This is a genomic window from Arthrobacter sp. PM3, from assembly GCF_003352915.1.
Classification (GTDB): Bacteria; Actinomycetota; Actinomycetes; order Actinomycetales; family Micrococcaceae; genus Arthrobacter.
The window spans coordinates 770,343-793,413 of record NZ_CP022314.1 but is presented as its reverse complement, the minus strand read 5'-3'; the positions used below and the strand labels follow the sequence as shown (position 1 = coordinate 793,413).

Here is a 23,071-nt window from a genome sequence, read left to right as displayed (position 1 = left end):
TTCCGCGGTCAGCAGGCTGGGCTTGCCGTTGGCATCCAGCACGGCGCCGCCGGCGGAGTTGATCGCCTCGGACGCGTTGACCGTCAGGCCCTCGTACTTCTTGAACTGGCCCGAGTAGCAGCCCATGTTGTTGGCCTTGGCAACCGAGCACATGCCCATCATCTCGTCCCAGGTCTTCGGGGGCGTCGGCACCAGATCCTTGCGGTAGTACAGGATGCCGCCGTCGGAGGAGACCGGCGCCGCGTACAGCGTGCCCTTGTAGGAAGCGGCGTCGACGGTGGGCTTGAGCATGGCCGAGGTGTCGAGCGCGGCCTTGTCCTTCAGCGGCTGCAGCCAGCCCTTCGCGGCGAATTCGGCGGTCCAGACAACGTCAACACTGGCCACGTCGTAACCGGCGTCCTTGGCCTGGAAGTGCTGGACGAGATCATCGTGCTGCTGATCGGCCTGGTCCGTCTGCTCCTTGAAGGTGACCTTCTCGTTCGGGTGCGCGGCGTTCCACTTCTCAATCAGCGGGCGGACCACGTTGCTGTTGTCCTTGCCCTGGACATACGTGATCGGGCCACGGCCATCCATATTGGCCGCGGCATCGCCGCCGGCTGTGGTGCCGCCGCTCGCGTTGCCGCCGCAGGCGGACAACGCCAACGCGCCTGCGGCCATCAGTGCCGCCGTGGCTGTCAGCTTTGCTTTCATGAACACTCCTTTGTCAGTGAACCCGGGCCGGCATTCCGGCGGGGCGGTGGTGAAGGGTCAAATAATCCAGGCGGTGGTGTCCGCCGGAAGGTTTCCATCCGTCAGCGGGCCGCTGCTGAGGACAACGGTGCCGGCGGGCAGTTTCACGGGCGCGGTGCCGAAGTTGGTCACCGATTGCCATCCGTTGGGACGGGTGAAGTGCAGCACCGAATCGTGGGACGCATCCAGCCATTTGAGTAGTTCGTCGGTCTGGAGGCTGCCCCGGAGCCGTAGCGCCTCGCGGTACAGCGCAAGAGTGGAGCCGGGCTCCATTTCCTGGCTCGCCACGGCGTAGGTGCTGAACCAATCGGGCTGGGGCAGATGCGGCGCCGCCTCGCCGAAGCCGAAGGCGACACCTTCGGAGGTCCAGGGCAGCGGAACGCGGCACCCGTCACGGCCGATTTCAACCCCCGGGTTGCGGAAGAAGGCAGGATCCTGCCGGTCTGTAGCGGGAATGTCGACGACTTCATGCAGGCCCAGCTCCTCGCCCTGGTACAGGTAGGCCGAGCCGGGCAGGGCGAGCATGAGCAGGGTGGCCGCGCGGGCCCTGCGTTCGCCGAGGGCCCGGTCCAACGCCGGCTCGCTGCCCGCGGACTTCAGCCACGCCCGGGCCGGGCCGTTCCGACCGGTGCCGTCGGGCAGCCCGTACCGGGTGGCATGCCGGATAACGTCGTGGTTGGAGAACACCCACGTGGAGGATGCGCCGGATGCTGCAGCCTCGGCGAGGTTCTTGATGATGATGCTGCGGAACTGTTCGGCGTCGAAATCGGCCTGCAGGAGGTCGAAGTTGAAGGCCTGGCCCAGCCCTTCGGGGCTGGCATAGCGGGCACGGCGGTCCGCGTGCACCCAGGCTTCGGCGACGCCGGTCCGGGGCGGGGTGTACTCATTGAACACCTTGCGCCACTCCGCGTAGATCCCGTGCACCTCGTCGCGGTCCCAGAACGGATGGGAACCATCCGCCAGCCCATCAACCCCGCTGCCTTCCACCGGAAGCTCGGTCTTGGACGGAAGAGGCTCAGACAGATCCTTCGTCAGGGCGTGGGCGACGTCAATGCGGAAGCCGTCCACGCCGCGGTCGGACCAGAAGCGCAGGGTTTCCAGGAAGTCCTCGCGGACCTCGGGGTTGTCCCAGTTGAAGTCCGGCTGCTCCTTCGCGAAGATGTGCAGGTACCACTGCCCGGGGGTGCCGTCAGGTTCGGTAACGCGCTCCCACGCACGGCCGCCGAACTTGGAATCCCAGTCCGAAGGCGGCAGATCGCCGTTTTCGCCCAGGCCATCGCGGAAAATGTAGCGGTCCCGTGCTGCCGAGCCCTTCGGGGCGGCCAGGGCTTCCTTGAACCATTCGTGCCGGTCCGAGGAGTGGTTGGGAACGATGTCCACTACAAGCTTGATGCCCGCGGCGTGCAGGGCGGCCACCATCTTGTCGAAGTCGGCCAATGTGCCCAGCTTGGGGTCGACGTCGCGGTAGTCGTCGACGTCGTAACCGCCGTCAGCCAGCGCCGAGGGGTAGAACGGGGAAAGCCAGACGGCGTCGACCCCGAGCTTGTCCAGGTAGGGGACCTTGGCGGTGATGCCGTTGATGTCGCCCAGGCCGTCCCCGTTGGAGTCGGAAAAGCTGCGCGGGTAGATCTGATAGACGGCCGCTTGGCGCCACCAGTCTGCATCCGACACTTCCTTGCTGTCGGCAGGGATATTCGCGGGTTTGGTGCTCAAGGGTTGCTTCCTGTTCTGCCTTCCGGAGCGCCGGGATGAAGCTCCGGAGCCGGGCGAGGACGGATGGACTCGGCAATGAGTCAATCGAGGCAATAATTCAATCGACGCGGGTTGTCGACGCGCTTCGTCGACGCGCGTCAATAATCGAGATTAGGAGGAGTAGGGGCGGGTGTCAAGAGTCACACCGGGAAGGGTGCGGGCGGCTAGGCCGCTTAGGACCGGGCGACGGCTGTGCTGCCGCGTTCAATCAGTTTGGGCTCGACCAGTGTCTGAAAGGCGGACTGGTCTTCGCCGCGGAGGCGCCGGACCAGGTACTTGACTGCGAGCCGGGCTAGATCGCCGTGGGTCGGAGACACGCTGGTCAGCGCGGGCTTGCTCATCTGTGCGGTGGTCTCGCTTGCGTTCACGGCAACGATGGAAAGATCCTCCGGAATCCGGATTCCCTGCTCGGCGGCGGCCGCCATGAGTCCAAGGGTTGCCGGTTCATTGAGTTCAAGGAGGGCCGTCAGGCCCGGGGCCGTTCGTCTGATTTCTTTCAAGGCATCCCAGCCTGCCGGGAACGTCGGCGACGCCGTGAAGATGTGCGCCCGGATGCCCAATTTCCCGGCTTCGGCGAGGACGGCGTCGCGCGTCCTGACGGCAGGGCCGTGCCCGGCATCCAGATCGTCCTGGGTCCGGGCAAGGAAACCAATCTCTGTGTGGCCCAGCCCGGCCACATGGTCTACGGCCATCGAACCGCTTGCCTCAAAATCGGTGTCCACATAGGCCAAGTCACGGGGATCCGCTGTCCGCCCGATCATCGTGAACGGAATGTCAGATTCAATCAGGAACGGTACGCGCTCGTCGGCCGTCAGGACCTCCATGAGGACGACGCCCTCAACAAGGCCTTGATTGACCACCTTGCGCACTTCCTCAATTTCGTCCGCACCGAAGGGCCAAAGGAGAAGGTTGTAGCCGTCTTCGCGGGCTTGCTCAGATGCCGCGCGGATGTACTCAATTTCCGTGGGATTGAACCCGACCTCGCTGAGCGGAAAGATCAGGGCGATGATTCCCGTGCGTCTGCCGGCCAGGCCCTGAGCCAAGACGTTCGGCGTGTAATTCAGTTCCTTCATGGCGCGGAGAATCCTCTCCCGCGTCATGTCCGAGATCGGCCGGGTACCGCTTAGCACGTATGAGACCGTGCTCCTGGAGACCCCGGCGGCACGCGCAACATCGGCCATCGTCGCCGCCATGTGTAAGTTCCCCCCTCGGACTGGTCTCGGCCGCAGCCGTCTGCGCCAGCACCATAGCCTGCCGGCCGCGCTCGTCGACGCGCTTCCCCCATCATAAGCCGACTGTTCAGGCGCCAGTCTCGCCGCAGCCTGAGCGCTGGTCACTCCGGGCCTGCCGAGGCGGGATGCCGCCGCTTCCGGCCGGCATCCCGCAGCCCTCCCGCCAGCCGCCTAGTAGCCGCCCGTCGAGGTCTTGATCATGTCCCCGGAGGGTGCAACCAGGTACCAGACCCCGCCGACGCCCTGGCCCAGGATGTCGCCGGGGGCCTGGTCCTTGGCGAAGTAGTAGACGGGCATCCCGTTGATGGTCACCTGCATCTTGCCGTCGGCGGTGGGAATGGTGCCGATCTTGCCCGTGACGCCGTCGACGGCGGGGGTCGCCGACGTCGAGGTGACCGCCGGCCACGAGACCAGGCAGTCGCCGGTGCAGGCGCTGGTGCCGGAGTTCGCGGTGTCCTTGGTGAAGTAGTAGACGCTCAGTCCGGTGCTGCCCACCACGATCTGGCCCGCGGACGATTGTCCCACCGAGAGCACCGCCGCCGACGTGGATGCCGGTGCCGAACCGGCCGCGGCGCTGGTGGAGGTCGGTGCCGAACTGGCCGCTGCGCTGGTGGATGCCGCCGTCGTTGTTGTGGTGGTGGCGCCGCCGCCACAGCCGGAGAGAAGCGCGGCGAGGGCGAAAGCGGACAAGCCAATGCTGAGGTGCTTCTTCATTGCTGCTCCTTGTTTATTGCTGTTCCTTGACCCGAGCCGGGCCAACCCGACAGGTCCGGCGCTACCGGATACGACGGCGCCGCCGGGCAAACGGTTCACGTGACCGGCCGGAATTTGCGGCACACTGAACCAATAGGCGCACCCGTGCGTCATACAGGGGCAGGAGAACTGCACGCGGGAGGTGGGACATGCCGCTGGACGAGGACGTGGTGGCCGCGATCTACCGCGACCACGGGGCGGCCCTGAAGCGGTTTGTCCTCAGCGCTTCCCGGGATCCTCAGCTCGCGGACGACGTCGTCCAGGAGACGGTGCTGCGGGTCTGGCAGCAGGCGCCGCAGATCACCGGCAGCCTGCGCAGCTACCTGTTCCGGACGGCCCGGAACATCATGATCGACAACTACCGCAAGGCCCAGCGGCGCCCGCAGGAAACAGGTGAACGTGACGTCCCGGACCCCCCGTACGGCACAGACGCCGCGGGACGCATCGATGACCTGCTCAACAAAGTCCTGATGGAGGAGGCGCTGCTGCGGCTCAGCGCTGAACACCGCGATGTCCTCGTAGCCCTCCACTACCGCCGCTACACAGTGCAGGAGGCGTCCGTCCACTTGAAGATCCCCGGCGGCACCGTGAAATCCCGGGCGTTCTACGCCGTGCGGGCACTGCGGTCGATCCTTGACGAAATGGGGGTGCAGCGGTGAACGGGAACGGGCTCCATGAACTCCTCGGCGCGTACCTGCTCGGCGGGCTGGAGCCGGCCGAGGCCGCGGCCTTCGATGCGCACCTGGCGGTGTGCGCGGACTGCCGCAAGGAACTCGACGAACTCGCCAGCATCCCGGCGCTCCTCGACGCCGTCCCGGTGCCCGACGCCGTCGCGCTCACCGCGGCGGCCGCGGCAGTCCCGGGCGGGGCGGCGCCGGTGGCGCCCGAACCCGTCCCGCGCCGGCTCCTCGACGAGCTCTCCGTGCGCCGCCGGAAAGTGCGGCGCCGGTGGGTGGCCGCCGTGGTCGGCGCCGCAGCGGCGTGCCTGGCGCTCGGGGTCCTGGCCGGTCCGGTGCTGAACCCGCCCGCCAGGCCGGACGCGAGCTACTCCGTGGCGGACGGCAGCGGGCTGCAGGTCACCGTCGGACTCGTGAAGAAGACATGGGGCACCGAACTCGCGGTGGACGGCCGCAGCCTGCCCGTCGACGGGACGCTCTCCTTGTGGGTGAAGGACCGCGACGGCGGCGAAGACCGCGCCTGCGCGTGGACGGCCACGCCCACCGGGAGGGTCCGGATCACCGGGGCGACGCCAGTGCAGCTGGCCAGGATCGCCAGTGTCGAGATGCGCAACGCCCAGCAGCAGGCCGTGGCCGTTATCGCCGTGCCGCAGGGTTAGGCCCTAAGTCCAGGCCGGGACCTACATCTTCGCGAGCCTGGCCCGCACCGCCATGAAAATGCCGTAGCAGATCAGGCCGACACCGACGGCGGCGAGCAGGTACACACCGAACGGCTGTTCGCGCAGCGCTTTCAGGCTGCCGTCCAGACCGGTGGATTCCTCGGGGTGCGCCTTCACAGTGGCAATGATGATGAGCAGGCCCACGAGCAGCAGCGCGAAGCCCTTGGCGGCGTAGCCGACGACGCCGACGACCGTGACCGCTGTGCGCGCATGCTTCCGGGACGGCATGCGCAGGTACTTGAGGAAGGACTTCCTGAAGCCGCGGATCGCGTAGACGATCCCGGTGATGGCAACCGCGGCGCCGATAACGATCAGGAGGGCAACGCCGCCGGGCGCCTTCATGAGGTTGATCGTCAGGTCGCTGGTGGACTGGCGGTGATCGGCGTGGGCGCCGAGGGCCACCGATGCCAGCGTGAGGGCGAACCCGGCGTACACCACCGCCTGCAGGGCCGCCTTCAGCTTCTTCGCGACTTTCTTCTTCGTCTCCAGATGCTCGAAGTCGAAGATGGCATCGCTGGTCTGCCAGATGGCCAGCGCCACGCAGGCGGTGAAGGCGCTCCAGAGCAGCACCGGTCCCATCGGCTGCCCGGCCAGCTCTTCCACGGCGCCGCTGACGTCGGCCTGGCCCTGGCCGCCCATGGCGATCCGGATCGCGACCAGACCGATGAGGAAGTGCAGCAACCCCGACACGGCGAACCCCGCGCGTGCCACCACTTCGAGCGGCTTTGAATTGGTGACGTCCTCGGCGACGTCCGCCGCTTCCCTTATTTCCCTTTTGATGATCGTTTCCTTAGTGCTACCCGGGCGGTCCGTTCCGGAACCAGAGCGTCCCGGCCGCCGCCTTCCGTAATCGTGCCACGCGGCGGCGTTTTGGAACAGATTTCCCGCGCCCGGCGATCCATGGACCGGGCGATGCCTAGCGGCGGCGGTAGCAGAGGTCGAAGATCATGCGGCCGGCCTCGTGCGCCTTGTTCTCAAAGCTGGTCAGGATCCGGCCGTCAAACCGGGGGGCCCAGCCGCCGGTGCTGTCGACGCCCTCGTTGGGTCCGGTGTGCTCCGTGCTGACCGGTGCCCGGCCCTCCTTGACGGGCGCTCCGCCCACACGGGATTCGACGCCCGACTCCCATACCTGGGTCAGGGGGCTGTCGGTACCGGCGCGTTCGCCCTCGTGGAGGTTCTCGAACTCCGCGGAGGCCGCCATGACCTCGCGGACGTGGACGGCGTAGTTGGACCAGTCGGTCGCGATCCGGAACAGGCCGCCGGGCTTGACGGCCCGGGCGGCGAGGCCGGCGAACGCCGGCTGGATGAGGCGGCGCTTGTGGTGCCGAGACTTGTGCCAGGGGTCGGGGAAGAACACCCACAGTTCCGTGACTGAACCGGCCGGGAGCATGGTCGCGAGCACCTCCGGGGCGTTTGCCTCCACGACCCGGACATTGGTCAGCTTGCGGCTGTTGATCTTGATCAGGGTGTTGGCCAGGCCGGGGGTGTAGACCTCCACGGCCAGGAAGTCCTTGTCCGGGTTCTCCTCCGCGGCGTGGCAGACGGCGTCGCCCAGCCCGGAGCCGATCTCCACAATGAGCGGGGCCTTGCGGCCGAACTCGGCCTCCGCATCAAAGACGTACTCCGGGTGCACGGACGTGTTGGCGACATGGCGGGGGACATCGAGCGCCCAACGTCCGGAGTGCTCCACCCAGGCGGCCTGGCGGCGTCCCTGCAGGCGCGTGCCGCGGCGCACGAAACTGACCGGACGGCCGCCGTACGTGCCGAACGAGGCCTGGCTGCCCGGTGTTACCGGGCGCGGCAGCCGCGCCTCGTCCGGAGCTTCGGACTCCGGAACGGCCGGCAAAGCGGGGGATTCTGGGGATTCACTCATCCTTTCCAGAATAGTTGAGTTTGCGGACCGGACCGCCCCGGGGTGCTCCGCTGGCCCCCGTGCGGCGCCGCAGCCGGGGCGGACTGCAAGAATGGGGCGGTGACCTCAGCAGAGAAGACTGACGAACAGGATCTTTCCGCAGGCGCCGTCACCCGGGCCGCCGCCATCCGCGCCGACGCCGGGCCGGCCCGCGCCGCCGGCCGGCGCACGCTCGCCTACCTGGCCGTGTGCCTGGTCCTGATCGGGCTGAACCTCCGCACCGTATTTTCCAGTTTCGCGGCCGTCTTGCCCGAGGTGACGGCCGACGCCGGCCTGCCGGGCTGGGCGGTCACGGTGCTCACCACCGTGCCGGTGACGCTCCTGGGCGTGTTCGCCCCCGTGGCCCCGTGGCTGGCCCGCCGGTTCGGCGCGGAGCGTGTGCTGCTCGGTGCCATGGCGGTGCTCACGGCCGGGCTGCTGCTGCGGCCCGTGGAGCTGCCCGCGGCTGGCCACCTGCCGGCCCTGCTCGGCGGAACCGCGGCGTGCGGCGCGGCGATCTCGCTGTGCAACGTGCTGCTGCCCGGCGTCGTGAAGCGGGACTTCCCGCACCGGCTGGGCCTGATGGGCGGCCTGTACACGACGGCGATCTGCGCCTCGGCGGCCCTCGGGGCCGGCTTCACGTACCCGGTGTTCCGGGCGACCGGCCAGTGGACGGCGGCGCTGTGGTTCTGGGCGCTGCCCGCCGCCGTCGTCCTCTTCCTCTTCCTGCCGCTGGCGCGCCGGGCCCGGCCCGCCCCGCAGCCCCGAACGGCCGACGGCGTCAACGTGTGGCGCTCCGCGGTCGCCTGGCAGGTGACCCTGTTCATGGTCCTGCAGGCCATGATGTCCTTCAGCGTTTTCGCCTGGCTGGCCCCGATCCTGCGCGAGCGCGGCGTGGACGGCGGCACGGCCGGGCTGATCGTCTCCGCCTCGATCGTGCTGCAGATGCTTGGATCCCTGTTCGCCCCGGCCCTGGCCACCCGGTTCCGTGACCAGCGGGCCATCAACACGGTGGTGGCCCTCATGACCGGCGGCGGGTTCGCACTGAGCATCTTCGGCCCGCTGGACCTTATCTGGCTGTGGACCGGGCTGCTGGGCCTGGGCCAGGGCAGCCTGACGGCCGTGGCCCTGACCATGATCATGGTCCGCACCCGCGGCGGCCACACCGCGGCCCACCTGTCCGGCATGATGCAGGGCGTAGGCTACGGGGTCGGCTCCACCGGCACCCTGATGGTCGGCCAGCTGCACCAGGCCACGGGGTCCTTTGCCGCGGCGGGCGTGCTGTTCCTGCTGGTCGGGTCGCTCGCTGCCGTGTTCGGGTACCGGGCCGGGCAGGACCGGTTCGTCGGCGGCTGACCCAAGGGGATCAGGCGGTGAGGTCCTTGCCCTTGGTTTCCGGGATGGTGAAGACGAACACCGCGGAGATCGCGAGCAGCACCACCGCGTACACGTTGAACAGCTGCGGCATCTGCAGGGACGTGCCGAGCCACTGCTGGAGGTAGGGGGCGGTGCCGCCGAACACGGCCACGCAGATGGAGTACGGCACCCCGACGCCGACGGTGCGGATGCTCGTCGGGAACAGCTCGGCGTAGACCGCCGGAACGATTGCCGCGCTGGCTGCGATGAAGATCAGCATCACGGACATGCTGACAGCCAGCTGCCAGGCGGAATCCTTGAGCAAGGCGGTCATCGGGAAGTGCAGGACGCCGGCGCCGATCGCCCCGGCCCACAGCACCTTCTTGCGGCCGATCCGGTCCGCGAGTTTGCCCCAGAAGGGCAGCGCCGCGATGAAGACGATGTTCCCGATCACCCCGGCCCACAGGGCTTCGCCGCGGTCGATCTTCAGCGCGGTGGTCGCGTAGCTCGGGGCGACGACACCCCAGATGTAGTAGATGACGGTCAGGCCGACGGTCAGGCCGATCACCTGCAGGGCCTGCTTGCGGTGACGGACGATCTGCGGCCAGATCGGGGCGCGCTTGTCCGAGGACGCTTCGCCTTCGAACACGTCGGTCTCGTGCAGCCGGGAGCGCATGATGAGCGCGTAGAGGCCCATGGCCGCGCCGATCAGGAACGGGATGCGCCAGCCCCACGCATTCATGACCTCGGTGCTCAGGGTCATGTTCAGCACCGCGCCCAGCAGGGTTCCGAACAGGATTCCCACCGTGCCGGAGGTGTAGATCAGGGTGGCCCAGAAGCCGCGGTGCTCCTTCGGCGCCATTTCGGACAGGTAGGTCTGGGACGACGGCAGCTCGCCGCCGTGCGCCAGGCCCTGGACCAGGCGCGCCACCAGCAGCATGAGCGAAGCCCAGGCACCCACTGCCGCGAAGGTCGGGGCGATGCCGATCATGAGGCTGCCCAGCGACGCCAGCCCCACGGCCAGGGTCATGGACGCCTTGCGGCCGATCCGGTCACCGATCCAGCCGAACAGGAATCCGCCGAAGGGGCGGGCAACGAACCCGACGGCGAAAATCGCCAGCGTGGACAGCACCGCGGACGCGGGATCCGACTTGCTGAACAGCTGGCTGGCAATGAACGGCGTGAAGGTGGCGTAGATGGCCCAGTCGTACCATTCCACGGCGTTGCCGATGCCGGTGCCGATGATGGTCTTGCGGGTGGACGTCCGGGTTTCCGTTGGTGCGGCGGCGGTGGTGATCATGGTCTTTTCCCTCTGGGATCGGGGCTAGGAAAGGGTGGAGGAGGCGCCGACGGGGGCAGCGGGAGCGTCCGCTGCCGCCAGCACGGCCAGCCTCGAGATGGCGAGCTCCGCGTAGAGTGCGGCGCCGTCAGCCAGGACGCCGTCGTCGAACGTGGCGTAGGGGGAGTGGTTGAACGCGGACGCGGCGTGGTCGGCGCCGCGGGGGACGGCGCTGAGCCCGATGAACGTGCCGGGAACCTCGGCGAGGACCCGGGAGAAGTCTTCGGAGCCGCTGAGCGGGGTGGCCCAGCGGGAGAGCCGGGAATCGCCGAACATGCCGGCAATGACGGCTTCCGCGGTGTGCGTTTCGTCCTCGTCCGTGATGGTGAGCGGATACTCCTGCTGGTAGTCGACGTCGACCTCCAGCCCGTGTGCCGCGGCGATGCCCCGCAGCAGGCGCGGCACGCTGTCCATCATCTTCTGCCGGGATTCCTCCGAGAAGGTCCTGATAGTGGCTTCGATGCGTGCCGTCTCCGGGATGATGTTGCGTTTGGTGCCGGCCTGGAGAACGCCCACGGACAGGACCACGGGATCGAACATGTTGAACTGGCGGGTGACCATGACCTGGAGGGCGGTGACTATCTCGGCGGCCGCTGTCACCGGGTCCTTGGCCGAGTGCGGGGCCGAGCCGTGCCCGCCGGCGCCGAGCACGGTGACCACCAGGCCGTCGGAGGCGCTGAGCATGACGCCGGGCTTGGTGCAGAACGTGCCGTGCGGTTCCAGGGCGGAAAAGACGTGCATGCCGTAGGCGGCGTCCACGCGCCGGCCGGCGGCCTCCAGCACGCCTTCGCGGATCATGTGGCTGGCGCCGTCGAAGCCTTCCTCGCCGGGCTGGAACATGAGGACGACGTCGCCGGCCAGTCGGTGCCGGTTGTCGGCCAGGAGGGTGGCGGCCCCGGCCAGCATGGACGTGTGGAGGTCGTGGCCGCAGGCGTGCATGGCGCCGTCGATCCTGGACGTGTAGTCCACCCCCGTCTTTTCCTGCACGGGCAGGCCGTCCATGTCCGCGCGCAGGAGCACGGCCGGCCGGGTGCCGGTCCCGGGAGCCTCGCCGCGCAGCACCGCGGTGACCGACGTCGTGTCCTGGCCCAGCGTGATTTCATAGGGCAGACCGTCCAGGGCCTTGAGCACCTTTTCCTGGGTGCGGGGCAGCACCAGGCCGATCTCGGGCTCCCGGTGCAGTTCATGGCGGAACCGGGCGAGGTCCGCCTGCATGTCCCGGGCGTCTGCGGTGATCGGCACGTGTTCTCCTCTGGGTCGCTTGTCAGTAGCTGGGGCGGGTCCGGGAGGGACCGCTTGCGTCTATTCTGGAGTGACATGACTCACAGGTGGCCAAAGGGCTGGAAAAATGCACCAAGCACCTGTTTTCACACGTTTCGTGCAGGAGGAAGGGTGCCGGATGGAACTTAGCGAAGACGACCTCGCGCTGATCAACGTCCTGCAAATCGCCCCGCGCCTGAGCTGGGCCGACGCCGCCGAGGTGCTGGGCGTCCATGCCACCACTCTCGCGGCCCGCTGGGAACGGCTGCGCTCGGCCGGCGCCTCGTGGGTGACCGCACATCTGATCGGGGATCCCCAGCAGATGTGCCTGGCGTTTGTGGCAGTGGACTGCGAAATGCACCGCCGCGAGGATGTCACTGCCAGGCTCGCCGAGGTGCCCGAAATCATCACCGTCGAGGAGGCCGCCAGCAACCGGGACCTCATGCTGACCGTCATTACGCCCTCCCTGGAGGACTTCAGCCTGAAGGTTGTCTCCCGGCTGAAGGAGATCGAGGGCCTGCTGAAATACCAGACCGCCCTGTGCACCCGGCTGCACGCGAGCGGCGGTTCGTGGCGGCTCAACGTGCTGACCCGTGCCCAGCAGGCCGCGGTGCGGTCACTGGCCGGGCCCGACGCCACCGGAGTCACCCAGGCCGCCGCCCGGGAGGCGCTGCCGGAAAGCCACCTGGCGCTCCTGCCGTTCCTGGCCAGGGACGGCCGGGCCACGGCGGCTGAGATCGCCCGCGGGCTGGGCCGGCACCCGGCCACCGTCCAGCGCCAGCTCAACCGCGTGCTCGCCAGCGGCATCCTGTCCTTCCGGTGCGAGGTGGCGCAGAAGTTCTCGGCCTTCCCGGTGACCTGCCAGTGGTTCGTCAATGTCCCCGCCGGCCGGCACGAGGCTGCCGCCGCCGAGCTGCGGACCATGCGCAACGTCCGGCTCAGTGCCTCCACCACCGGTCCCACGAACTTCGTGATCGTCATGTGGCTGCAGACCCTGGCAGACGTCATGAACGTCGAGCTCGCCCTGCAGCAGAAAGTGCCGGGAATCGAGCTGGTGGAAAGCGTGGTCATGCTGAGCACCGTGAAGCGCGTGGGCTGGATGCTGAACCCGGACTCGAGGGCGAGCGGCGCCGTCGTGGTCCCGGCCCAGGGGCTCGACGCGGCCGGCTGACGGGGTGGCCGGGGAGCTTTCCCGGCGGCGGCACGCGCGGCTCTTGTAGGCTGTGGAAGGTGCCCCGAACCGACCCGCCCGCCAGCCGGGAATCCAGCCAGGAGTCCGTCCCTGCATCAGCCGGCATTTTCCACCGCAGCTACCTGCTGGTGACCCTCGGAGCCTGTGCCCTGGTGTTCCTGGCGGCCTTCGAATCCCTCGCGGTGACCACCATCATGCCGCTGGTCAGCCGGGAGCTGGACGGCGCAGGCCTCTACGCGCTGGCGTTTGCCGGTCCGCTGGCCACCGGGGTGATCGGGATGGTGGCCGCCGGCAGCTGGTCGGACCGCAAGGGGCCCGTGGCGCCGCTCCTGGCCGCCGTCGGAATGTTCGTGCTCGGCCTGCTGATCGCCGGGACCGCCGCGAACATGCCGGTGCTCGTGTCCGGTCGGCTGGTGCAGGGACTGGGCGGCGGCGGGCTTACGGTGGCCCTCTACGTGGTCATTGCCCGGGTCTACCCGCCGGTGTTGCACCCGAAAATCTTCGCCGCCTTCTCCGCGGCCTGGGTCATTCCCTCCCTGGTGGGCCCGTTCGCCGCCGGCCTCGTGGCGCAGCTGGCCAGCTGGCACTGGGTGTTCCTCGGCGTCGTGGGCCTGGTGGTCCCGGCCCTGCTGCTGACCGCCCCGGCCCTGCGCGGACTGCACGGAGCCGCGGCCCGCGAGCCGTCCGCGGAGCCGTCCGCAGTCGGCGCGCGTCCGGCCGCCGGCCTCGCCAAGCTTGGCCTGGCGGCGCTCGCGGCCGTCTCCGTTCTCGGCTTGAACCTGTCCGCGGAGGTCGCGGGGGCCGGCGGCGTCCTGGCGGGGGCGGCCGTCGCCGTCGCACTCCTGGCCGTCCGTCCCCTCATGCCGCGCGGAACCCTGACTGCCCGCCGCGGCCTGCCGAGCGTCATCCTGACCCGCGGGCTCGCGTCCGCCGCCTTCTTCGGCGCCGAAGTCTACCTGCCCTACCTGCTCGTGGAACGGTATGCGTTCGCGCCCACGTTTGCCGGCCTCACGCTGACCGGCGGCGCCATCGCCTGGGCCGCGGCTTCCGCCGTCCAGGGCAGGCTGGGGTCCCGCCTGCCGGACCGGCGGGCGGTGCGGACCGGCTCGGCGATGGTCCTCGGCGCCGTTGTCCTGGCCCTCGTGACGACCGTCCTGGCCTGGCCGGCCGCCGTCGCGATCGCCGGCTGGATCTTTGCCGGGGGCGGCATGGGGCTCATGTATCCGCGGCTGAGCGTCATGACGCTGGCCCTGTCCACCAAGGACACCGAGGGGTTTAACAGTTCGGCGATGTCCATCTCGGATTCGCTCGGCGGCGCGCTGGCCCTGGCCGGCACGGGGATCGTGTTCGCCGCGTTCGCGTCCGCGGCGCCGGCGGCGCCGTTTGCCGGCGTCTTCGCGCTGACGGCGGCGATCGGCGCCGCAGCCGTGGCCGTCGCGCCCCGCGTCGCCGTCGTCCGGGCCTGACGGCCGCGCCCCGAACGCAAAGGAGCCCCGGCCGGAAGATCCGGCCGGGGCTCCTGCGTATGACGCACGGGTCAGACTGTTGCGCGGGCCTGCTCCTCGGAGCGGACGGCCTGCCATTCCACAATCCGTGCCTGCTGCAGCGGTGATTTCCGGTTGAAGTACCAGGCTGCACCCAGCAGCAGGAACCACACGGGGGCCACGACGAGCGCCAGGCGGGTGTCATCGGCCTGGGCCAGCGCCACGAGCATGAAGGCGAAGAACGCCAGCACCACGTAAGGCATGAAGGCGGAGCCGGGCATCTTGAAGGACGACGCCGCGTGCAGGGACGGCCGGCGGCGGCGGAAGACGATGTAGCTGATCAGGATCATGGACCAGACGAACATGGTCAGCACGGACGCCACCGAGGTGACGATCGTGAAGGCGCCGATCACGGAGTCGCCCGAGTAGAGCAGGACAAGCCCGGCCAGCAGGAAGATGCAGGAGAACAGCAGCGCGTTCTGCGGGACCTTGCGGACGCTCAGCTTGCCGAAAGCCTTCGGCGCGTTGCCGTCCTGGGCGAGGCCGTAGACCATGCGGGACGTGGAGTAGATGCCGGAGTTGGCGCTGGAGGCCGCGGAGGTCAGGACAACCAGGTTGATGACGACGGCGGCGATCCCCAGACCCGCCAGGGTGAACATGCCGATGAACGGGCTGCTTCCCGGGTCGATGGTGCGCCACGGGTTGACCGCCATGATGACCACCAGGGCGCCGACGTAGAAGAGGAGCACCCGGACCGGGATGGAGTTGATGGCGCGCGGGAGGTTCTTCTCGGGGTCCTTGGTCTCGGCAGCGGCGGTGCCCACCAGTTCGATGCCGGCGAAGGCGAAGATGGCGATCTGGAAGCCGAGGATGAAGCCGAACATGCCGTGCGGGAACATGCCGCCGTCGTTCCACATGTTGGCGAGGCTGGCCTCCGCGCCGCCCGGGGACGTGAAGTGGGTGGCGATCATGACCGCGCCGGTGATGATCAGGGCCACGATGGCCACGACCTTGATGATGGCGAACCAGAACTCGGCCTCACCGAATGCCTTGACCGTGGGGAGGTTCAGGAGCACCAGCACAAGGGGCGTGATGAGGGCCGGGATCCACAGCGGCGTGCCCGGCGCGAGCTTGTCCACGTACCCGGCGATGGCCACGATGTCCGCCACGCCGGTGACGACCCAGAAGAACCAGTAGGACCAGCCGGTGAAGAAGCCGGCCCAGGGGCCCAGCAGGTCGCCCGCGAAGTCACTGAACGACTTGTAGCTCAGGTTGGACAGCAGGATCTCGCCCATGGCGCGCATGACGAAGAACAGCATGAAGCCGATGATCATGTAGACGAAAATGACGGACGGGCCGGCGAGGGAGATGGTCTTGCCGGATCCCATGAACAGGCCGGTGCCGATGGCACCGCCGATGGCAAGCAATTGGATGTGGCGGTTGCCGAGGGCGCGGGCGAGGTGCGGCTCGCGGCTGTGGCTCCCGGCGCCGGAGTCGCGGTTGGCGGTGTCAGATGCTGCGGTGTCAGATGCTGCGGTGGCCGGAGCGGCCGTGGTGGTGCGTTCAGACATGAGTCTTCTTCCTTGTCACAGGCGGGCGCAGCGGGCGGGGTTCCGCGTTGCGCTCCGCACGGATCCGTCAGGGTGTGACGGAGGTAACAGTTTTGGCGGGTGAATCAAGATTAGGGCCGATATTTCGCCGCCCTGCTGCCACCCCGTCCCGGCCCTCTGCCTGCCGGGCCGCCGCTTGCCCGGTCCGTCCGGCCGCCCCGCGTCATGCGTGGCGCGGGGCGGAAACAACATTCGCCGCAGGTCCGGGCGGAAAAGCGGCGACGGCGGCGGGTCCCCGTTGCGGACGCCGGCACCCCATGGCGCGGATCACACAGCGCCGGGACGGGTCGACAACTGTCGAATATCTTAGCTCCAGTTGTCGCCCGTTGTCTTTTGTCATGTTTTTGGCCCGGCGGCGCCGTCCTCGAGGCCGCCGGAGCCGGTCTGGCCAGTGGCGGGCTGGTCGGCACCGATCCGGACGATCCCGACGTTGACGGTCGCGGTGCCCGGGTCCAGGTGCCGGCGCACCGCCGCGGCCACGGCCCGGGCCACCTCGGGCGCCGGGCGGGCACCGCTCACGCCGATGCGTGTCCGGACCGTCGTCGCGCCGCCGGAAGTGTCGACGTCGACCGCCCATTGCCGCTCCCCGCTGACGGCGGACCTGGCCGCACCTGCGATCGTCTGCCAGAGCGGGCGCGCCGGGTATACGGCCGTCACGCCGTCCACGGACTGGATAATCTCTTGCAGTGCGGCAGACAGTCCTCCGCCGGACGGCACCCCGGGGGTGGCACTGCCGGGAGGTAATGGCTCGGTCATGGCTTCTCCTGCGGGATCGACGGGTGGCCGGGGGAGGGGGGTTCCGGGAGCCGCGGCTCCAGGACGTCGGTGATGGTGACATCGATTGCCGTGATGTTCAGTTCCGTCTGCCGGGCGAGGGTCGCGGCCAGCATCCGGCGCAGTGTCGCGGCGCGCTCATCCAGCGGATGCCCGTAGACCACCGCGAGGTCCACGGCGACGGTGACCGGCGCCCCGGGTTCGGTGACGTCCCCGTGCAGCCGGCACTTGCCGGCGGCCGTGCCGGGCAGGGAATCGGCGACGGACCGGATCAGCGCCGAAACGGCCCCCTCTGTCTCGGTGAGGATGTCTCCGGAGGTGTCGGTGCGCAGGGGGATGTCCCTGCCCGGCCGCAGTTCGAGCCGCAGGTTGCCCAGGATGGTCTTCATCCAGTCGTCGTTCCCGCTGCCGGACGCGGCGGTGTCCGCCTCGAGCAGTTCGTTGCCGAGGGCCGAGAGCCGGCGCAGCGATGCCAGCCCGGCCTGGCACTCGGGGCAGTCCGCCAGGTGGCCGGGATCATTGATCTGTCCGGTGTCCAGATATTCGCTCAGGTCTGCCAGGCTGTGCCCGCAGCCGAGGATGTCGCCGGGGGTGCTCATCGCCACTCCTCCATTTCGCGGGCCAGGGTGATCCGTGCCCGGGCCAGGCGGCCACGGACGCTGGCGGTGCTGATGTTCAAGGTCTGCGCAATTTCCTCATAGCTTTGGTCATTGAACTGCTTCAGTACCCAGCAGCGGCGCTGTTCCTCGGGCAGGGCGGCCAGCGCGGCCTTGAGGGCGTCCATCCGGGAGCCGCTGAGTGCGGCGGTTTCCGGGTGGTCCTGACGGGCGGCGCCCGCACCGGCCTCCACGCCCTGGTCCACATCGCCGAGGTCGGCGTGGGTCTTTCGACGGCGCAGATAGTCGATGCTGCGGCTGCCGGTGATCCGCAGCAGCCAGCTCTTCACGGCGGCGCCGTCACGCAGGGTGTCGAGCTGCTTCCAGGCATGCATCAACGATTCCTGCACGACGTCGTCGGCGTCGGCGAGGGATCCGGTCATGCGGCGGGCGCAGGCCCGCATGACCGGGCCGTGCCGGCGCGCAAGCGCCTCAAAGGCGGCTGTGTCGCCGTCGGCGGCGCGTCCGGCCAGCAGCGCGTCCGGGACGAGGTCGAGCTGATGCGGGGCCGGGGACGGGGGCGGGGATGAACCAGTCACGTGGTCAGTCATGGGCTGTCGTGCGGGACCTACTCCCCGCTGAGGCCTTCCCCGTCCTGGGCTCCGGCCCGGTCCCGGACCTCCTGCGCCGTCGCCCGGGCTTGCTGGTCCTGGGCGTCGCGCTTGGCGTTGCCATCGCCCGCCGTCCCGCGGGCACCATCTTTGGCGGCCCCGATGTGGTGGATGACCGTGTCGTTGGCCTTGTTGTCGGATCCCATGATGTTTTCCTTCCTCGGAATACTTTGGTGAAGCAGCCGGTACGCCCTGCCTAGCGGGCGCGATCAGGCGCGGCCACCCTGGTTCTGGTCCCGCTGATGATTCGCACCACAACGGGCAGGGGATGACCCAGCAGGGCGTCGATTCCCCGGACAAGCTCGTCTGCGGTGTCCGCGATCTCCCGCGGGGATGCTCCCTGCCGGGCCTGAAGCTGCAGTCGAAGCCCCGTGCCGCCCCTTGTTTCCCACGCCGTGACCGAGGTCCCCAGCACGAGGCGGTTGCCGTCGAGGGCCTGCTTGACGGCCGCCGCGATGAGTCCGGTTTCGACCACGGTGGTGCCGGCGTCGCCGTCGGAGTCGCGGGCGAGCCGGGGTGTCCGGCCGCCGCCCTGCGAGGCGAGCCAGGCGATGCTGAACCCGGCCGCCAGGAGGAGGCCGGCGACCCCTGCCACGGCCCACCAGCTGCGGGCAGTGCCCGCGAGCGGTGCGGAGCCGAGCAGGCTTCGGGCCTGCTCCCCGAGGGCGGATGCTGTGGCCGTCCATGCCGCCGCAATATCCGGCTGGATCCCGGCGGCGGCTGTCGCGGCCCCGGCCGCGAGCAGCACCAGCCCGGCCAAAGCCAGCAGGATCCGGTTCAGTGCCCTGTTGGTCCGGCTCATTGGCCCGGCGCTCCTTCCGTGGAGATGTGGATTATGGGTGTGAGGCGGCGGTTGAGGGAGTACGTGGCCAGTTCGTCATCCACGGCGGCGGCGATCGCATTCCGGTCAACGGCAGCGCCCGACGTCGGGCGGACCAGGACACGGACGGCCCGTTGGCCCACGGTGGTGGTCACCTGCCCGGCCGCCAGCCCCGCGCTGAGGCGTGCCCGGCGTGACAGCGCCGATGCGATGACCCCGGCGTCCGCCACCACGGCGCTGCGCCCGCTGCGCAAGGCATGCCGGGCGCGGCGGCCGCGCGCCACCGCGGTGGCGAGCAGGGAAAGCCCAAGGGCAGCCAGGCCCGCACCTGCGGCCACCAGGCCGGCGGGAACGGTGCGGTCCGGCACGCCGGCGAGCCAGCGCCCCAGTCCGTCGGGGCTGATCAGGAGCGGGCTCTCCCGCAGCAGCGCCAGGACGCTTTCGAGCGCCAACCAGAGGAAGACTGCCGTACAGATACCTGCCGTCAGCACGGACGGGAGGGAGGGCCCGGGAGGAATGGGTTTCCCGGCGCACCAGGCGCCGGACGGATTTGTCCTGGCTCATGCGATCGTCCGTTCTTTGCGGTTCCCGTGCGGCCTGTTCGGCGGGTCGACCCTGGCGGTGCCGGCGGCCTGTTTCGCCCCGCGGAGCCGGATATCCACCCTGCCCAGGGTCCTGCCGGTGAGGTCCAGGCCGCGGGCCATGATGGTTGCCCTGGCCGCCCGCGACCGCTCAAGCACAGAGCCCTCAAACCCCGAGGACTCAAACCCGGTGCCCAGCAGCGGCGGAAGCGCCAGGTGCACGGAGATTGTCGCGCCGAGCCGGCCGGAGTCGTCCTCCAGCACCGCCGCGACGCCGGACCGTGGAACGCCGAAGGCGCGGGCCGCGATCGTTTCGACGGTATGCCGCAGGGCTGCCGGGGTGATCCGGGTGTGCCCCGCCCGGGTCATGAGGACGAACGCTTGCCGCGCAGGGCGTCCAGCACTCCGCCGAGATCCAGCCGGCCCTCGGCGGAGCGGCCCAGTGCGGCCCCTGCCCCCATGCAAAGGGCCGTGAGCAGGAAGCCCCAGAACCCGAACGCGAGGGTGACGACGGCCAGGACTGCGCCGATGGCCAGGCCGCCCACCGTGGGGCTCAAGCCACCCTCGACTCGGTGCGGGTGTCGTCCGCGCCCTCGTCATCGCTCGGCACGTGGATGTCGGTGACGGTGATGTTGACCTCGGTGACTTCCATGCCGACGAGGTCTTCGATGGCTGTGTAGACGGCGTTGCGGGCTTTGTCCGCGACCTGCTGGAGCGGGTACGGGTACTCGACCACGAGGGTGATGTCCACCGCGACCTGGGTCTGCCCGACCTCCACGGCGACGCCTTGGGTGAGGTCTTTTTGCCCGACTTTCTCACGCAGGGTACCCAAGGCGCGGGCGGCTCCGCCGCCGAGGGCGTGCACCCCCTCGATTTCCTGGATGGCGATGCCGGCAATCTTGGCTACGACGGCGTCGGCGACGTTGGTCTCGCCGCGGCTGTCTGCCGGGGTGTGTGTCTGGGTGGTCAAGGCAATCACTCCTGATCGGTTGAGGAAGGCGCTCCGTGGCGCCGTCATCAGTAAGACGGGCCCGGAGCGGAAATCCTCACGGTCGAATCGGAGTGAGCTGCATCACATGCAGCCTCCTGGGGCTGCCGGTACGCTACTGGGCGGCCAGGCGCGTGGCCCTCAGGACGGCGTCGGTGAGGGCTGCGGCTTCGCCTTCGGGCCCGGTGACGCTGCGGTGCCGGCTGTCCAGGACCTCCAGGCGCCACGCGGGCTCCTCGATGCGGAGTTCGCGGGCGAGCTCCTCGGCGGTGAAGAACTTTTCCGCGGTGTGGTGTCCGCCCCACGGCGGCAGTCCGTCGGGGTGGTGGCCGACGATCAGCAGTGTCCCGCCGGTGCGGACCGCGGCGGCCGCGAGTTGCAGCGCCTGCTGCCACGGCATCTGGGTGGAGTGCAGGAACTGGGCGGTGACGAGGTCGAACAGCCGGTCCGGGACCCACGTGGCGAGATCCTGCTGCACCCACTCGATGCGGGCGGACTGCCCGCGTTCCTCGGCATGGGCGGCGGCGCGTTCCAGCGCGACGGCGGAGACGTCCAGGGCGATCACGGACCAGCCGCGGGCCGCAAGCCAGATGGCGTCCGCACCCTCGCCGCAGCCCAGGTCCAGCGCCTCCCCGGGCGGCAGGTGCGAGGCCTCCGCGATGAGCTGCGGATTCGGCTGCCCGCTCCACATCCTGGGGCGGCTGCTGTATTTTTCGTCCCATAGCCGGGCGGTGCTGACCCGCTCCGCAGGCTCGCTGTGATGCTCGGGGCTGTGGTCTGTCATGGTTATCCCTCTTCCTGGCGGCTGTGTCCGCTGCCGGCGGGCACGACGGCGGTGACGAACCCGGCCGGCGCGGACCGCCACCGGGTCTCCCGGCCGAAATTCCTGTGTTCTTCAAGGATCAGCCCAAAGGAGCCGACAAAGTCGGAGGCGCTCTTCCTGGCCGGGGGAGTGTTGTCGATGCCGAAGCTCAGCGGCTCGCCGACGTAGTTCGTCGCGGCCCTGGCGTACCGCATGTAGGGCGATCCCGAGGCGAGGATTTCTGTGGAGAAGTAGTCGAAGGCCACGGCGCTGCCGGGTGCGGTGCCGGCGATCCTGCGCAGTGTCGCCTCCACGGAGGCCCGGTCCAGGTACATGGTCACCGCCTCCCAGATGAAGAACGCGGGCCTGCCGGGATCAAAGCCCGCCGTCACCAGTTTTTCCATCCAGTCCTCGGTCTCGAAATCGGCGCTCACATAGGTGGCCAGATGCGTGGGCAGGCCCGCTTTCTTGAGCATCGCGATCTTGTAGGCCTGGGTCCGGGGCGTGTCGATTTCAAAGCAGCGCATGCGGTTCCCCGGCGGCAGCCGGAACACCCGGGTGTCGAATCCCGCCCCGAGAATCACGAGTTGGTCCACGCCGGCCAGGTGGCGCTGGAGGGCGGCGTCGTAGTACGTGGTGCGTGCGGTCGACTGGTGGCGCATCGGGGCCGGCCCCCGGTACGGGTAGCGGTAAATCCTGGGCACGTAGCCTGTCAGCAGGTGACCCACCAGGGTGGGTGCCGTCTCCAGCCGGAGCCCTTCGCGGGACACATTCGGCATGACCGCCAGGAGCCGGGCAGCAGGGTCATCAGGCCGTGTCTGCAGCCGGTGCTGCATGCAGCGGGTGTAGAGGGAGGCAAACAAGGTGGCCGAGACTCCCGTGCGCCGGCTGTAGGCGAGCATCCGCGGGACGGTAGCGATGTACGCCGCGACGGCGAGGGGGAACAAAGCCAGTTGGATGGCCCGAAAGAATCCAGCAGCGACCATGCCCGGCATCGTGTCCGTCTCCTCTCGCCGCCCTGCCCGCCCACCATGCTCCTCCGCGACGCAACTGCGGTCAACAACGCCGGCGGCAAACGCTGTGGGCGGTCCACAACGGCCGCCCAGCGCTGGCGGACACACGGAAATCACGCTCCGGAAACCATCCCGAAACGTGCGTCGTGAATGCTGGGCACACGACGTTGGACCGCTGGGGAAGGCATTGATCATGGACGTTGAAGAGGCACGGCACATCCGCCGCTCGAGTGAGCTGAACGTGGGCGACGAGATCGAAGCCTGGCACAACGGCAAGCTTTTTCACCGGGGCACGGTTACCCAGACGGTCACGGCTATGGATCTGTTCTGGATCCTGGATTCCCGGACGGGAACGCGGCGGCTGATCGACGCCGAGGCGCTCGTCATCCTGCGGGCGGCGGACCCGGCCACGGCCAAGGTGGCGTCCCGGACACCGGTCCGAACGCCTGCCCAGCCGTCCCATATGCCGCTGTTCCAGGCCCCTACCTTGGCCGGCTAGGGAGCTGCCCCAACGGCGGCCGACACGGGGCCCGGCCCGGCCGGATGGTAGACTGGTGAAACTTGATGTGCAGTGATGCCCACTACCGGTTCCGGTTTAGCCGCCGGAGCTCCTGCCGGATTTCTTCGGAAATCTTCTGGCAGGTAGTGGGTTTTTTCATGTGAGAGGCACATCCTGCGTCGATGAACGCGTTCCATTTGGTCCCGGCGGCCGCCTGCCGAACTTTGGCAGCAGCCCGGTTGACCACCTGACTTTTCTTCGGCGAACCCCTGGGCCAACCGGCGCCGGGGGCCGATATCCGCACGGATACCGCCTGAAAGACCTTTGAAACAC

At 69.0% G+C, this 23,071-nt stretch carries 26 protein-coding genes; 6 read left to right on the top strand and 20 right to left on the bottom strand.

The genetic code is table 11. The features are described 5' to 3' along the window. The 4 genes from CFN17_RS03760 to CFN17_RS03745 all read right to left on the bottom strand — a co-directional run. Window positions 1-690, bottom strand: a 690-nt coding sequence (locus tag CFN17_RS03760) for an extracellular solute-binding protein (RefSeq protein ID WP_208750031.1), incomplete at its 3' end; no start/stop codon positions are given. Window positions 691-747: 57 nt separating this feature from the next. Beyond that, the gene (locus CFN17_RS03755) at window positions 748-2,442 is read right to left on the bottom strand and encodes a glycoside hydrolase family 13 protein (RefSeq protein ID WP_208750030.1); all 1,695 of its coding nucleotides are present in this window, start codon (window positions 2,440-2,442) and stop codon (window positions 748-750) included. Between the two features lie 212 nt (window positions 2,443-2,654). Further along, window positions 2,655-3,662 carry a LacI family DNA-binding transcriptional regulator gene (locus CFN17_RS03750; protein ID WP_222612657.1) on the bottom strand — a complete coding sequence of 336 codons (1,008 nt, stop codon included), beginning with the start codon at window positions 3,660-3,662 and terminating at the stop codon, window positions 2,655-2,657. Between the two features lie 222 nt (window positions 3,663-3,884). After that, window positions 3,885-4,427, bottom strand: a complete 543-nt coding sequence (locus CFN17_RS03745) for a hypothetical protein (protein ID WP_208750028.1) — start codon at window positions 4,425-4,427, stop codon at window positions 3,885-3,887. Between the two features lie 188 nt (window positions 4,428-4,615). On the opposite strand from CFN17_RS03745, the gene CFN17_RS03740 reads away from it, so the two are divergent. Then, the gene (locus CFN17_RS03740) at window positions 4,616-5,125 is read left to right on the top strand and encodes a sigma-70 family RNA polymerase sigma factor (RefSeq protein ID WP_208750027.1); all 510 of its coding nucleotides are present in this window, start codon (window positions 4,616-4,618) and stop codon (window positions 5,123-5,125) included. After that, on the top strand, window positions 5,122-5,802 hold the full coding sequence (locus tag CFN17_RS03735) for an anti-sigma factor (RefSeq protein ID WP_208750026.1): 681 nt from the start codon (window positions 5,122-5,124) through the stop codon (window positions 5,800-5,802). Before CFN17_RS03740 ends, CFN17_RS03735 begins: the two co-directional genes overlap by 4 nt. A 21-nt stretch (window positions 5,803-5,823) precedes the next feature. Here CFN17_RS03735 and CFN17_RS03730 read toward each other — a convergent pair whose 3' ends face one another. Together CFN17_RS03730 and trmB are read right to left on the bottom strand one after the other, a co-directional pair. After that, on the bottom strand, window positions 5,824-6,630 hold the full coding sequence (locus CFN17_RS03730; RefSeq protein WP_208751327.1) for a DUF1206 domain-containing protein: 807 nt from the start codon (window positions 6,628-6,630) through the stop codon (window positions 5,824-5,826). A 148-nt stretch (window positions 6,631-6,778) separates the two neighbouring features. After that, window positions 6,779-7,735, bottom strand: coding sequence for a tRNA (guanosine(46)-N7)-methyltransferase TrmB (gene trmB / locus CFN17_RS03725; RefSeq protein ID WP_261792349.1), 957 nt, complete (start codon window positions 7,733-7,735; stop codon window positions 6,779-6,781). 165 nt (window positions 7,736-7,900) lie between these two features. On the opposite strand from trmB, the gene CFN17_RS03720 reads away from it, so the two are divergent. Then, on the top strand, window positions 7,901-9,109 hold the full coding sequence (locus tag CFN17_RS03720) for an MFS transporter (protein ID WP_208751325.1): 1,209 nt from the start codon (window positions 7,901-7,903) through the stop codon (window positions 9,107-9,109). A 10-nt stretch (window positions 9,110-9,119) separates the two neighbouring features. Here the strand turns inward: CFN17_RS03720 and CFN17_RS03715 are convergent, their stop codons facing one another. Both CFN17_RS03715 and CFN17_RS03710 read right to left on the bottom strand, forming a co-directional pair. Continuing rightward, a complete protein-coding gene (locus tag CFN17_RS03715; protein WP_208750025.1) occupies window positions 9,120-10,409 on the bottom strand; it encodes an MFS transporter in 1,290 nt (429 codons plus the stop codon). 24 nt (window positions 10,410-10,433) lie between these two features. Next, window positions 10,434-11,690, bottom strand: a complete 1,257-nt coding sequence (locus CFN17_RS03710; RefSeq protein ID WP_208750024.1) for a M20 family metallopeptidase — start codon at window positions 11,688-11,690, stop codon at window positions 10,434-10,436. A gap of 157 nt (window positions 11,691-11,847) precedes the next feature. On the opposite strand from CFN17_RS03710, the gene CFN17_RS03705 reads away from it, so the two are divergent. Together CFN17_RS03705 and CFN17_RS03700 are read left to right on the top strand one after the other, a co-directional pair. Continuing rightward, the gene (locus CFN17_RS03705; protein ID WP_208750023.1) at window positions 11,848-12,879 is read left to right on the top strand and encodes an Lrp/AsnC family transcriptional regulator; all 1,032 of its coding nucleotides are present in this window, start codon (window positions 11,848-11,850) and stop codon (window positions 12,877-12,879) included. Window positions 12,880-12,938: 59 nt separating this feature from the next. Beyond that, window positions 12,939-14,366 (top strand): MFS transporter, encoded by a 1,428-nt coding sequence (locus tag CFN17_RS03700; RefSeq protein ID WP_208750022.1) that lies wholly within the window; start codon window positions 12,939-12,941, stop codon window positions 14,364-14,366. Window positions 14,367-14,437: 71 nt separating this feature from the next. Here CFN17_RS03700 and cycA read toward each other — a convergent pair whose 3' ends face one another. The 12 genes from cycA to CFN17_RS03640 all read right to left on the bottom strand — a co-directional run bounded on the left by cycA (window position 14,438) and on the right by CFN17_RS03640 (window position 22,212). After that, window positions 14,438-15,955, bottom strand: coding sequence for a D-serine/D-alanine/glycine transporter (cycA, locus tag CFN17_RS03695; protein ID WP_208750021.1), 1,518 nt, complete (start codon window positions 15,953-15,955; stop codon window positions 14,438-14,440). Window positions 15,956-16,330: 375 nt separating this feature from the next. Continuing rightward, the gene (locus tag CFN17_RS03690) at window positions 16,331-16,750 is read right to left on the bottom strand and encodes a hypothetical protein (RefSeq protein ID WP_208750020.1); all 420 of its coding nucleotides are present in this window, start codon (window positions 16,748-16,750) and stop codon (window positions 16,331-16,333) included. Further along, window positions 16,747-17,367, bottom strand: a complete 621-nt coding sequence (locus CFN17_RS03685) for an Asp23/Gls24 family envelope stress response protein (protein ID WP_208750019.1) — start codon at window positions 17,365-17,367, stop codon at window positions 16,747-16,749. The genes CFN17_RS03690 and CFN17_RS03685 overlap by 4 nt, the downstream gene beginning before the upstream one ends. Beyond that, window positions 17,364-17,963, bottom strand: a complete 600-nt coding sequence (locus tag CFN17_RS03680) for an RNA polymerase sigma factor (protein ID WP_261792348.1) — start codon at window positions 17,961-17,963, stop codon at window positions 17,364-17,366. The genes CFN17_RS03685 and CFN17_RS03680 overlap by 4 nt, the downstream gene beginning before the upstream one ends. A 29-nt stretch (window positions 17,964-17,992) precedes the next feature. Further along, the gene (locus CFN17_RS03675) at window positions 17,993-18,181 is read right to left on the bottom strand and encodes a hypothetical protein (protein WP_208750017.1); all 189 of its coding nucleotides are present in this window, start codon (window positions 18,179-18,181) and stop codon (window positions 17,993-17,995) included. Between the two features lie 50 nt (window positions 18,182-18,231). Continuing rightward, on the bottom strand, window positions 18,232-18,837 hold the full coding sequence (locus CFN17_RS03670; RefSeq protein WP_208750016.1) for a hypothetical protein: 606 nt from the start codon (window positions 18,835-18,837) through the stop codon (window positions 18,232-18,234). Continuing rightward, on the bottom strand, window positions 18,834-19,307 hold the full coding sequence (locus tag CFN17_RS03665; protein ID WP_261792347.1) for a hypothetical protein: 474 nt from the start codon (window positions 19,305-19,307) through the stop codon (window positions 18,834-18,836). Before CFN17_RS03665 ends, CFN17_RS03670 begins: the two co-directional genes overlap by 4 nt. A gap of 108 nt (window positions 19,308-19,415) precedes the next feature. Then, window positions 19,416-19,805, bottom strand: a complete 390-nt coding sequence (locus CFN17_RS03660; protein ID WP_208750015.1) for a hypothetical protein — start codon at window positions 19,803-19,805, stop codon at window positions 19,416-19,418. Next, window positions 19,802-19,993: a DUF2273 domain-containing protein gene (locus CFN17_RS03655; protein WP_208750014.1), complete on the bottom strand. Its 192-nt coding sequence runs from the start codon at window positions 19,991-19,993 to the stop codon at window positions 19,802-19,804. Before CFN17_RS03655 ends, CFN17_RS03660 begins: the two co-directional genes overlap by 4 nt. Beyond that, entirely contained in the window at window positions 19,990-20,406 is a 417-nt protein-coding gene (locus CFN17_RS03650; RefSeq protein WP_261792346.1) for an Asp23/Gls24 family envelope stress response protein, read from the bottom strand. Before CFN17_RS03650 ends, CFN17_RS03655 begins: the two co-directional genes overlap by 4 nt. Window positions 20,407-20,539: 133 nt before the next feature. After that, window positions 20,540-21,208: a cyclopropane-fatty-acyl-phospholipid synthase family protein gene (locus CFN17_RS03645; protein ID WP_208750012.1), complete on the bottom strand. Its 669-nt coding sequence runs from the start codon at window positions 21,206-21,208 to the stop codon at window positions 20,540-20,542. 2 nt (window positions 21,209-21,210) lie between these two features. Continuing rightward, entirely contained in the window at window positions 21,211-22,212 is a 1,002-nt protein-coding gene (locus tag CFN17_RS03640; protein ID WP_208750011.1) for an SAM-dependent methyltransferase, read from the bottom strand. A 220-nt stretch (window positions 22,213-22,432) separates the two neighbouring features. Between CFN17_RS03640 and CFN17_RS03635 the strand changes: the two genes are divergently transcribed. Then, window positions 22,433-22,738, top strand: coding sequence for a hypothetical protein (locus CFN17_RS03635; RefSeq protein ID WP_208750010.1), 306 nt, complete (start codon window positions 22,433-22,435; stop codon window positions 22,736-22,738). Window positions 22,739-23,071 lie beyond the last annotated feature (333 nt).

Coding starts and splice junctions, on each gene's coding strand:
- CFN17_RS03750 (WP_222612657.1), bottom strand. CDS start 3,662: ATGGCCGATGTTGCGCGTGCCGCCGGGGTCTCCAGGAGCACGGTCTCA.
- CFN17_RS03745 (WP_208750028.1), bottom strand. CDS start 4,427: ATGAAGAAGCACCTCAGCATTGGCTTGTCCGCTTTCGCCCTCGCCGCG.
- CFN17_RS03740 (WP_208750027.1), top strand. CDS start 4,616: ATGCCGCTGGACGAGGACGTGGTGGCCGCGATCTACCGCGACCACGGG.
- trmB (WP_261792349.1), bottom strand. CDS start 7,735: ATGAGTGAATCCCCAGAATCCCCCGCTTTGCCGGCCGTTCCGGAGTCC.
- CFN17_RS03715 (WP_208750025.1), bottom strand. CDS start 10,409: ATGATCACCACCGCCGCCGCACCAACGGAAACCCGGACGTCCACCCGC.
- CFN17_RS03705 (WP_208750023.1), top strand. CDS start 11,848: ATGGAACTTAGCGAAGACGACCTCGCGCTGATCAACGTCCTGCAAATC.
- cycA (WP_208750021.1), bottom strand. CDS start 15,955: ATGTCTGAACGCACCACCACGGCCGCTCCGGCCACCGCAGCATCTGAC.
- CFN17_RS03690 (WP_208750020.1), bottom strand. CDS start 16,750: ATGACCGAGCCATTACCTCCCGGCAGTGCCACCCCCGGGGTGCCGTCC.
- CFN17_RS03685 (WP_208750019.1), bottom strand. CDS start 17,367: ATGAGCACCCCCGGCGACATCCTCGGCTGCGGGCACAGCCTGGCAGAC.
- CFN17_RS03675 (WP_208750017.1), bottom strand. CDS start 18,181: ATGGGATCCGACAACAAGGCCAACGACACGGTCATCCACCACATCGGG.
- CFN17_RS03670 (WP_208750016.1), bottom strand. CDS start 18,837: ATGAGCCGGACCAACAGGGCACTGAACCGGATCCTGCTGGCTTTGGCC.
- CFN17_RS03660 (WP_208750015.1), bottom strand. CDS start 19,805: ATGACCCGGGCGGGGCACACCCGGATCACCCCGGCAGCCCTGCGGCAT.
- CFN17_RS03645 (WP_208750012.1), bottom strand. CDS start 21,208: ATGACAGACCACAGCCCCGAGCATCACAGCGAGCCTGCGGAGCGGGTC.
- CFN17_RS03640 (WP_208750011.1), bottom strand. CDS start 22,212: ATGGTCGCTGCTGGATTCTTTCGGGCCATCCAACTGGCTTTGTTCCCC.
- CFN17_RS03635 (WP_208750010.1), top strand. CDS start 22,433: ATGGACGTTGAAGAGGCACGGCACATCCGCCGCTCGAGTGAGCTGAAC.